6 protein-coding genes and 1 pseudogene are annotated in these 10,668 nt (G+C 33.7%); all 7 read left to right on the plus strand.

Going from position 1 to position 10,668, the window contains the following annotated elements; genetic code table 11:
- Positions 1–1,014: 1,014 nt before the first annotated feature.
- A complete protein-coding gene (locus ACP6PK_RS21690) occupies positions 1,015–2,520 on the plus strand; it encodes a sigma-70 family RNA polymerase sigma factor (protein ID WP_426562560.1) in 1,506 nt (501 codons plus the stop codon).
- A 257-nt stretch (positions 2,521–2,777) separates the two neighbouring features.
- Complete coding sequence (locus ACP6PK_RS21695; RefSeq protein WP_426562562.1) at positions 2,778–4,013, plus strand: DUF1822 family protein; 1,236 nt, start codon at positions 2,778–2,780, stop codon at positions 4,011–4,013.
- A gap of 71 nt (positions 4,014–4,084) precedes the next feature.
- Positions 4,085–4,477, plus strand: coding sequence for a four helix bundle protein (locus tag ACP6PK_RS21700; protein WP_426562564.1), 393 nt, complete (start codon positions 4,085–4,087; stop codon positions 4,475–4,477).
- Positions 4,478–4,509: 32 nt separating this feature from the next.
- Entirely contained in the window at positions 4,510–6,651 is a 2,142-nt protein-coding gene (locus tag ACP6PK_RS21705) for a pentapeptide repeat-containing protein (protein WP_426562566.1), read from the plus strand.
- Between the two features lie 137 nt (positions 6,652–6,788).
- Positions 6,789–7,007 (plus strand): annotated as a pseudogene (locus ACP6PK_RS21710) (PD-(D/E)XK nuclease family transposase); the annotation flags it as partial.
- Between the two features lie 140 nt (positions 7,008–7,147).
- Positions 7,148–7,381 (plus strand): hypothetical protein, encoded by a 234-nt coding sequence (locus ACP6PK_RS21715; protein ID WP_426562568.1) that lies wholly within the window; start codon positions 7,148–7,150, stop codon positions 7,379–7,381.
- Complete coding sequence (locus ACP6PK_RS21720; protein WP_426562570.1) at positions 7,326–10,433, plus strand: pentapeptide repeat-containing protein; 3,108 nt, start codon at positions 7,326–7,328, stop codon at positions 10,431–10,433. Before ACP6PK_RS21715 ends, ACP6PK_RS21720 begins: the two co-directional genes overlap by 56 nt.
- The last annotated feature ends 235 nt before the right edge of the window (positions 10,434–10,668 follow it).

Here is a 10,668-nt window from a genome sequence, read left to right on the forward strand (position 1 = left end):
ATTTATGCACTTGTTTCGGGAAATGACTAGAAAAAATTTTGCTGCATCAAATATTGACCCAAAAATTAAGGTATACAGCCTCTCCATTCATGGATAAAAAAACTCCTATTAGCCAATCTTCTTCTTTATAAGAAGAGGTAATTATTAATTGTTGAAAAAAGCTTCTCTAAATTCCTCTATGTTGAGAAGTGAAATTTATGCACTTGTTTTGGGAAATTACTAGAAAAAATTTTGCTTCATCAAATCTTTACAAAAATTGCTGTTCTCAATCTTTACTTTTGACTGAATTATGATCTAGAATATTAATCGTTATTCCCAGATATCTATCTTTCTTTTTTAATAATGTTGATCGCATTGTAGGGACAAACGCCTTTTTGCCCCTACAGAAAAAATTCATACATTTCTGTTCAACCGATCCACAGGAACACAATATTCCTACTACTTTACAGATTTAATTTTCAATGAAAACAATACAAGATTAAACAACATTTTTAGGCGTTCTAAAAATGACATAAATTAATAATTTTAGGAAGCGATCGCTATAATTTTATTGTGATTTATTCCCCATTGTTTAGAATTAAACTTACAATGAAATATCAAAAAAATTACTATCTATTATCCCCTTCTTTTTACAACCCTTCTGCTTTCCAAGATGTTAAATTTGTTGTTCTATTTTGGAATATGAAACCCGTATGGGCAGACTTCAATTCGTTCCATAAATATTGCGATAGAAAGTATCTACCTATGTTACTGAACTTAGGGAGTAGGGAGCAGGCAGTAGGAAATAGGGGAGTTAGGAAGTGGGGAAGAAGTAAACATAAGAATAATTAACACACTCCTAACTGGTAATTATCAAAAAGGTTTTTCGGCATATTTAATTACTTAATAATTAAAGTGCAACCTCACATAAAATTGTTATAAAAAAGCTGATAGCTGACTGCTAATAGCTAAATGCTTACCAAGAGAACAAAATTCAATTTTTTCAAACATTACATATATATCAAAGGTGCAAATATGAGTCTTAACAGAAATATCAAAGAACAATTTTCAACCTTCTTCGATGTAGAAGAAAAACTAAATAACCTGAAAGTCAATAATTTCCTAAAAATACCTAATTTAGCCAAGAATTTTGAGCGTATATATCAATCTTTTCCCGATGGAACAGCCGAAGATATTGCGAAAATTTTTATTGCAAAAATGCAAAAAAATAATCAGACTAAATCAGATGAAAAAAACTTATCAGCATATTTAGAAGAAGCCTGCTTTTGGGTAGTTGAGAGGGGGGAATTGTATAAACAATTAAGACTACTAAAACTAAACTCTACCAGATTAGATTGTTTTCAAGAGGCAAGAAAAATTGCATCCCAACCGATAAACATCTATAAAACATATAATTTTAAAGACAGTAATCCGATGACCTGGGGAAAACGGCAAATAAAAAGAGAAGTCAGAAAAATAGCTTATGTAGGTAGAGAATTTCGTAGATATTCAACTTGGTCTGTACTTAAATATTTGAGTGACAAGATATTGATAGAAGCTCTAAAAGCTAAGTCAGGAATTAAGACAAAAAAAGAAATTAAAAGTTATGTTTTAGTAGTAAAATGCTACAGAGAAATTTATTGCAATAGTCAACCTAAAAAAAATGAAGGAAAGTTACCGGAACCCAATCAAACACAGTGGGAAGAAATTCAAAAATACTATAATTTACGATGTTCTGAATATAACAAAAAACTTTCAACGGATGAAAGCGATCGCCTGGAAGAAATAACTAATTTTCAGACAATTAAAGAAAAGATTTTTACTTGTATAAACGCAGCAAATGATTATATTTATATTGATGACAAGACTGATATAAATTTATTGGAAAGAAATGGAGACAACCAAACTGAATTTATTAAATTGAATCATCCAGAACGAGAAATAGAACTAGAAGAAACACAGCAAATAGCTTCCATTTGTTTGGATGAGTTTGCCAAACTACCCCTAGAATCTCAGAAACTAATGCAACTATATTATGGTTTGGAAATCTCGCAAACTGAAATGAAGGAAATATTTGGTTTACAGCAATATCAAATATCTCGAAAAATCAAACGGAGTGAAAAAAAGCTTTTGGAAGCTTTGGGAAAATGGAGTCAAGCAAATTTAGAAATTACTCCCAATGAAGAAATTATCAAAGAACAAAATCAAGCTTTAAAGGAATACTTAAAGCCCTATTTTAAACAGCACTTTGAGGCAGCATTAGAGCAAAAATTAGGGGAAAATAATCAGGAAAAAATTCTGATACTACGATTATATTATGGTGAAAAATTAAAGCTGGAGACTGTGGCAGAAAAGCTGAAGGTTTCTTCTCAAACAATTACTCAAGAAATTGAAATAGTCAAGCAAAATCTAGAGATATTTTTGCAGGAATGGATAAAAGAAAAAATGGATATTTCTTTATCTAATTCTCGAAACAAAAGAATTGTTAGCTTTGTAGAAGAATGGTTGAAAGAAGAAGCGCCTTATGCAATTTGGAATTAACAGCAGTAGGGGCGAATGGCTATTCGCCCATACTAGAAGCCAGAAGTTAAATTCTTTTCCCGTAGAAACCGGGTTTGTGTCAGTAGATTTCACTTCTGTGGGTTATATAAATACAAACACGGTTTCTTAATAATGTAGGGGTTTGGTCTCCAAACCAAAGCTAAGATAGGATTTGTCAACCAAACCCCTACGATAAAATTATTTAATTTGGGATTGCTATAACTGCTAATAGTTATAAAAAACAGGAGAAATAAAAAATGTCAGTAACACAAAAAATGTCACTAACAATAGATGAATTAACAATAGTATATCCAGACCAATTAATATTAGAATTTTCTCCAGAAGAAATTGAACAAGTTTGGCAAGAATTACCCAAATATTCTAATGATGCAGCGCGATGGAATGCTTTTTTAAATCATCTCTGTTTAAATATAATGATGAAATATTTAGCAGAAGATGAACCACCAGAAACACAACCACAAATATCACCTAACTTAGAAACTTTAAATCAAATTTGGGAAGTGGTAAATGGTAGTGCTATTACTATCGGAGAAACTAGAATTATTCTCATTCCAACTGAAGAAATAGATACAGAAACATTTGCCATTCCTCAAGAGTGGGTAGACTTACCAACTTGGGTGGGCGACTATTATTTAGCAGCACTGGTGGAACCAGAAGAAGAGCGGATGAGAATTTGGGGTTACACCAGTTATCAAAACCTGAAAAATGAAGCAAACTATGACGAATTCGAGCGCATCTATTATTTAGGACAAGAATTTATGACGGAAGACTTAAACGTGATGTGGGTAGCGCGGGAAATTTGCCCACTCCCAAAACCAGAAGTAGCAACAGTAGGGAGTTTATCTGGAGATGAAGCGACTGCTTTAGTCAGAGAGTTGGGGCGATCGCCTGGTTATTATTCTCGGTTGGAGGTGGAGTTTGAGAAGTGGGGAGCGTTGTTAGAAAATCAGAATTTATTGCGGATGTTGTATGAGGAAAGATTAGGAAGCGATCGCCAAACTTCTACTTCTACAAATTTGCTGCAATGGTTAGATGGAATATTTGAAACTGGTTGGGAAACTGTTGAGTCAATTTTAAATGTTGAACAACTGGAAATTTCTTCTAGTTATCGTAGTAGTGAAAATCTTTCTTCCCGTTCAGTTAGAATATCGCGGGGTAAGAAGATCGATCTAGGAATGCGACTGGTTGAGGAGTCGGTTGGTTTAGTTGTGAGTTGGTTACCGGAAACTGAGTGGGAAACTGAGGAAGCAAATATTAGAATTCAAGTATATTCCATGGGGGAAAAAATTTATTTATCACCGGGAATTAAGTTAATAGTTATGGATGAAAAAGGGGAGGAATTAATGGATGTAGAATCTCGCGATGCGGATAATTTTATTCAGTTTCAATTATTTGCTGAAAGAGGGGAAAAGTTTAGTATTGCTGTAGCGTTAGGAGAGGCAATAATTACTGAATATTTTTGTTTGGAATAGTTGGAATAGTGTGGGGAGTGTGGGGAGTGTGGGGAGTATTGATAGGAAAATAATTGTGATTAAATTTCGAGATGGAAGAAAAAGGTAAAAAGTATTTTAGAACTTATGAAGATTTAGCCATTTATCAATTGGCATTTTGGGTAGCGATGGAAATTTTTGACCAGTCTAAAAACTTCCCAGTAGAAGAAAGATATTCTTTAACCGATCAAATTCGTCGTAGTTCTCGTTCAGTTTGTGCCAATATGGCAGAAGCTTGGAGAAAACGCAGATATAAAGCTGGTTTTGTGGCTAAATTAAGTGACTGTGAAGCAGAGGTCGCAGAGACTCAAGTTTGGTTAAAATTTGCAGTTAAATGTCAGTACATTAAAGTTGAAAAAGCAAGAGAAATTTATGGAAATTACAATCAAGTTCTCAGTGGATTAGTCAAGATAATTACTCATTCTGATGATTGGTTACTCGACTAACTCCCCACACTATTTCCTAATTAAAAAAAATCATGGAAAACTATCTAGAAAATTATCGCCGAAGAAATCTTCGAGGTCGTTCTTTTAAAAATCAAGACCTCTCCCATGAAGATTTTTCCTACTCAGATATTAGAGGTGCAAATTTCACAAATGCCAATCTGACAGGTGCTAACTTCAGCTATGCTTTAGCAGGATTAACAAAACCTTGGAAAATCATACTTTCTATTTTGATTTTTTTCCTTTCGGCAACTTCAGCTTTTGCCACATTTACAGCAGTTTATATTCCTCTCAAATTTATTGTTCCTAAACCTAGTAATCTTATTCCCATTCACATCGGTTTATTTATTTTTTTACTCCTGGAACTGATAAACATTTGCTCACTATTAGTCACAATTAGGCAAGGAATCAAAAAAACTTTAGCATATTTATTCTCTGGCATCCCCCTAATAATATTGATAGTTCCCGTATTAGCAGCTTTTGCTATGAGTGAAAGAAATCTCTCAAAAGGGTTGAAATTTTTGGGAATCGATCGACCTCCATCGCCAGAAATTATTGAACTTTCAAAAGAGTTAAAAGCTTTCCGAAGTGGCAATCTTATTGAGGGAATAACTAACCTACTAACCGACGCTGATTCTGTAAATATAGTCGTTAGTATAATTGTCAGTTTAATTATTTCTGTCGGAGCAATATTAGTATTAATTACCACCCTAAGTCTGGCAGTTGTTTTAGCTGAAATAAAATTAGAAAAACACCAGAAAAATTCAGTCATAGCTTGGTCAATAATTTTCACGATTATTATTACTGGAAGTGTCGTAAGAAATATGGACGATCGCTATGGAACATTTCTATTTAGCTCGGAACCTACAAAGGGAGTTGTTTTAGGTATTGGCACTTATGTAATAGCTATATCTATATCTATATTATTAATCTCAATAGCTAGTTATCTTGCCAGAAAAATCTTAACGGAAGACGAAAATAATCTAACTATTCGCCGACTTGCTGTTGCTATTGGAGCCATAGGAGGAACGAGTTTTAAAAATGCTAATCTTACCGAGACTAACTTTAGTAATGCCTGCCTAAAAAGTACAGATTTTAGATTAGCAAATGTGACTCATACTCTCTGGCGCAAAGCCGAATATTTAACATTTGCTAGAATCGGAACCACAATATTAATTGACCCGAAAATTCGAGAATTGTTAGTGACAGGAAATGGTAGAAACCAACAATATATAAGTGTGAATCTTCGAGGCGCAAATCTCAGAAATGCTGACCTAACTCGGAGCAATTTAACAATAGCAGATTTGAGCGAAGCAGCTCTGGAAGGTGCTTGTTTAGATGGAGCAAATTTAAAAGAAGTTTTGGCAATAGGTACTAATTTTACCCAGGCAAAAATGACAGGAGTTTGTTTAGAATCTTGGAATATTAATCACACCACTATTTTGGATGAAGTTGAGTCGGAATATATCTATTTATTAGAGTCGGAAAAACCACAAACAAATGATAGGGAACGTCGCCCTAGTAGTGGAAATTTTGCACCGGGAGATTTTACAAGTTTATTTGCTGAAAATTTTCATACTGTGGATTTAATTTTCCGTAATGGGATTAATGGTAAAGCTTTTATGTCTGCTTTGGAGCAGGTGCAAAAAGAAAATTCAGGAGTTACTTTGAGGATTCAAAGTATGGAAAATAAGGGGGATGGAATAGTGATAATTAAAATTGGCGTACCTGAAGATGCGAGTAAGGGAAAAATTCATCAGCAGTTGACTAAGTTTTATCAAGAAGATGTGGGTAAATTAACTGAAAAGTCTTTGGATAAATCTCTTAGTCAGGAGGAAAAATTTGCCACATCTCATCAGCAAAGTGAAGATATGATGTCTTTTTTCAGTTATCAGTTATCAGTTAACAGTTATCAGTCAATAGTTGAGCGTCTAGAAAGAACAATGCAAGATGAAAAAGAGCGGATAATTTATGCGGAAGAGCAAGGAAGAATTAAACAAACAATTTTTCTAGTTATGGTTTTAATTACTCAACGTTTTGGAGAAGTTTCTGAAAATATTAAATATCGGATAGAAACTCTACCTTTGGCAAATTTAGAAAGTTTGGTCAAGGTATTTTTAAATTTTAATAGTTTGGCAGATTTAGAAAATTGGTTACAGGAAAATTCATCCTCATAGTAATTATTCAATTGTTGTAGGGGCAAACGGCCTTTTGCCCCTACAGGAAATTTTGAGGAAAATAGTTAACAGTTATTTATAGGCATCTTGCCCGCGAGTAATGTACCTCTATTAATTATCAAAGGAGACAAATTACTATGAAATTTATCAGCCCCAAAATTGATTATGCCTTTAAAAAAATATTCGGTTCGGAACAGAGTACAGACATTTTAATTAGTTTTCTCAATGCCATAATTTATGGAGGGGAAAAAGTCATTCAATCTCTCACAATTGTTAATCCCTATAATCCCGATCAATTGAGTAGGGGCGAATGGCCATTCGCCCCTACTTTGGATGTCAAAGCAGTTTTGGCAGATTTAGAAAATTGGTTAGAGGAAAATTCATCTTCTTAGTAATTATTCAATTGTTGTAGGGGCAAACGGCCGTTTGCCCCTACAGGAAATCTCGACCGAGTAGTAAATAAATTTTCTAATTAATTTTTCAGGGGTAAATAATTATGCTAATTCATTCATCTAAACAACAACGTAGAAATTATCAAGGTCGTTCTTTCAGTTATCAGTTAACAGTTATCAGTTATCAGCAATTAATCATAAATAATTACTTCAACAAATATATATCTAGGGCTGAAGCCCAACTACGAACAAAAACTTTTTCAACTTTCAGGAGTGTATCTAATGCTAACTTATCCATCAAAACAAGCACGCAAAAATTATCAAGGTCGTTCTTTTAAAAATCAAGATTTGACTAATCAAGACTTCTCTTTTGCCGATATAAGAGGAGCAGATTTTACCGGAGCAAATCTCACGGGTGCTAAGTTCAATTATGCTTTAGCAGGATTAACAAAATCTCAGGTTATTCGACTATTTATTATTACAGTTATCCTATCTATAATTGCAGGAATAGCTGCAACTGTTGCTGTTGATATTCCCACAGGTTTTATCCTTCCAAAACCAACAAAACCAATTCCTATTCCTATCGGTGCAATTATTTTTATATTTATAGAATTTGTCAATATTAGTATATTGGTAATTACTATTCGTCAAAGCATTCAAAAAACAATAGGATATTTATTTTCTGTAGTTCCTCTAACAATGGTCATAGTTTCCATACTTGGAGTGCTTGGTATAGGAGAGGAAAATGCTAGAGAATGGTATGCTTTGTTCAGAAAATTTTTCAGTTTTTTGGGAATTACAGAAGCACAGTTTGTTGAATGGACTGGAAAGTTAAGATATTTCAGATTTAGCAGTATTGTTCAGAACTTAAATGATGGTAGCTCTATCGATATAATTGCTAGCTTGATTATCTCTGTCTTCGCAATATTTGTCTTGATTTTTACTCTCAGTTTAGCAGTAGTTTTAGCTGAAATTATGACTGAAAAATGGTTAGCAAATATAGCAGTAGCTGGAGCAGGAACACTGGCATTAATTACCACAAGGATTCTTGCTAAAAACTCAGATGACTATTATCAAGACAAAATATTTTATCACTGGATGGTTGTTATCGTAGCTGTATCTCTTTCTCTAACCCTAATATTAATAACCAGACAAATCGCAAAAAAGATATTAGCTGAAGACAAAAATAATCTTTTCATTCTTAAATTTGCTGTTGCCATTGGAACTTTAGGAGGCACCTGTTTTAAAAATGCTAATTTAACCGATACCGACTTTAGTCATGCCATTCTTAAAAGCACAAATTTTCGATTTGCTAATACCACTCGCACATTCTACCGACAAACCAAATATTTAAAATTTGCCAGAGTCGAAGCAACTATATTAGAAGATATAAAAGTCAGAGAATTACTAATAACTGGATGGGGAAAAGACCAAGAATATATAAGTGCCAACTTAAGAGGAGCAAACCTCATAAGTGCCGACTTAAGTAATGCCAATTTAAAACTAGCCGACTTAGGAGAAGCTTCCCTACAAGCTGCCAATTTAAACAATGCAAATTTAACCGAAGCATTAGCAATAGCTACTAACTTTACCACCGCTAAAATGTCAGGAACTTGTTTAGAAGGTTGGAATATTGACCATACAACTATCCTCGATAATGTTGAATCAAAATATATCTATTTATTAGAAGAAGCCAAACCAGAAACAGACGATAGAGAGCGTCGCCCTAGTAGTGGATATTTCCAAGAAGGAGACTTTACAAAATTATTCACAGAAGTCTTAAATACTGTAGATTTAATATTCCGAAATGGAGTTGACTTTACAGCCTTTATGTCTTCTTTCAAAACAATACAAATAGAAAACGAAGACACCCCCATGAAAATTCGAGGGATGGAAAATAAAGGTGATGGAGTAGTAGTAATTAAAATCGATGTACCTCCAGAAACTCAGAAGAAGGAAAAAATCCATCGAGAGTTTATGGAAATCTACGAGCAAAATGTTCAATTATTAGAGAAAAAATATCACCAAGAATTACAAGAAACCAAACGACAGATCAATCAAAATATTCAGGAAAGTGAGAGAAAGTATCAGATTGAGTTGGCAGAAATAAAGAAACAAAATTATCGTTCGGAAGAGCAAAATAAAAATATGAAAGATTTGGTTAATCAGATATTTCAAAAATCAACCGCTGCTAATTATTTGGTGACTCTCAATTTTGAAGGGGGAAGTTTTGCCACAGGTTTTCCAGTTATTAGAGCTAATATTTGGTTAGACTCTCATCCTTTACCAATTTCTTTAAGTGGTAAATTACCCGCAAGTTCAGAAATTCCTCAACTCTATCAAAACTGGAGCCAAAAATATGAACAATTAAGAGAATGCTATGGAAATTTCGGCTCCCTTCCTAGAATCAAAATGAAGAAACAGCAGACAACAAATTTTTCCAAAAAAGATATGGAAAAAGAAGCTCAGAAAATAATTAGTCAGATTCGGGAATTAGAGAAAGAGTGGCGACTTCTCCTCAACAACTGGTTAAATACTCCAAGTTTTAACCAAATAGAAAAGGAGCTACGAACTAAATTTCATCCCTCAGACAAAGTACGATTAATTATCCAATCTGAAGATATTTTAATGCAGCGACTTCCCTGGCACCTATGGAATTTTTTCTCAGATTATCAATTTGCTGAAACTGCTATAGGTTTGCCAGAAGCTAACCGAGTCGAAAAGTTAAATATTGCCAGAGAAAAAATTCGTATCTTAGCAATTTTTGGAGATGACAAAGGAATAAATGTTGAAGCAGATAAAGAATATTTGTCTAGTCTATCCAGCAAAGCCGAAATTTTTTCTTTAGTTAAACCAAGTCGCCAAGAATTAGATGAAAAATTATGGGATGAAAAAGGTTGGGATATTATTTGTTTTTCTGGTCATAGTAAAAGTAAGCCTGACGGAAGTACCGGATGCTTTTATTTAGGAAACGAAACAAAAATGACAATTGAGGAATTAGAAAATTCCCTAGCAACAACTATTAGAAAAGGTCTACAATTAACGATTTTTAATTCTTGCGATGGATTAGGTTTAGCTCGGCAACTTGCGAAGTTACATATTCCCGCAATTATTGTTATGCGAGAACAAGTTCCAGATGTAGTTGCTCAGAAATTTTTACAGGATTTTCTCCAGTCATTTACGAATGGTAAATCTCTATATATTTCCGTGCGAGAAGCGAGGGAAAAATTACAAGTAATGGAAGATAAATTTCCTGGCGCAAGTTGGTTGCCAGTTATTTGTCAAAATTCCGCAGAAGTTTCTCCAAGTTGGAAAAAGTTATCAGTTATTCCTGGTAAAGATGTGGTGGAGTTTAATCGCCCCAAACCCCCCTTTGAAAGGGGGGATTAAGATTAAAAGGGAGCTTAAGATTAAAATAGTATGAGTTAACTGAATAAACAAATTTTCAATTTTCTACTTAAACTTTCCGAGGTAAATAATTATGCTAAACAACTTATCAAGACAACGCAGAAAAAACCACCCGGAAAATCCCCACCTTTATAAAGGGGGTTAGGAGGGATCTCTTTCATCAGTTAACTGAATAAACAAATTTTCAATTTTCTACTTAAACTTTCCGAGGTAAATA

Origin of the sequence: Dapis hubbardiae BLCC-M172, from assembly GCF_050016015.1 — a bacterium.
Classification (GTDB): Bacteria; Cyanobacteriota; Cyanobacteriia; order Cyanobacteriales; family Microcoleaceae; genus Trichodesmium.

Coding starts and splice junctions, on each gene's coding strand:
- ACP6PK_RS21695 (WP_426562562.1), top strand. CDS start 2,778: ATGTCAGTAACACAAAAAATGTCACTAACAATAGATGAATTAACAATA.
- ACP6PK_RS21705 (WP_426562566.1), top strand. CDS start 4,510: ATGGAAAACTATCTAGAAAATTATCGCCGAAGAAATCTTCGAGGTCGT.
- ACP6PK_RS21715 (WP_426562568.1), top strand. CDS start 7,148: ATGCTAATTCATTCATCTAAACAACAACGTAGAAATTATCAAGGTCGT.
- ACP6PK_RS21690 (WP_426562560.1), top strand. CDS start 1,015: ATGAGTCTTAACAGAAATATCAAAGAACAATTTTCAACCTTCTTCGAT.
- ACP6PK_RS21700 (WP_426562564.1), top strand. CDS start 4,085: ATGGAAGAAAAAGGTAAAAAGTATTTTAGAACTTATGAAGATTTAGCC.
- ACP6PK_RS21720 (WP_426562570.1), top strand. CDS start 7,326: ATGCTAACTTATCCATCAAAACAAGCACGCAAAAATTATCAAGGTCGT.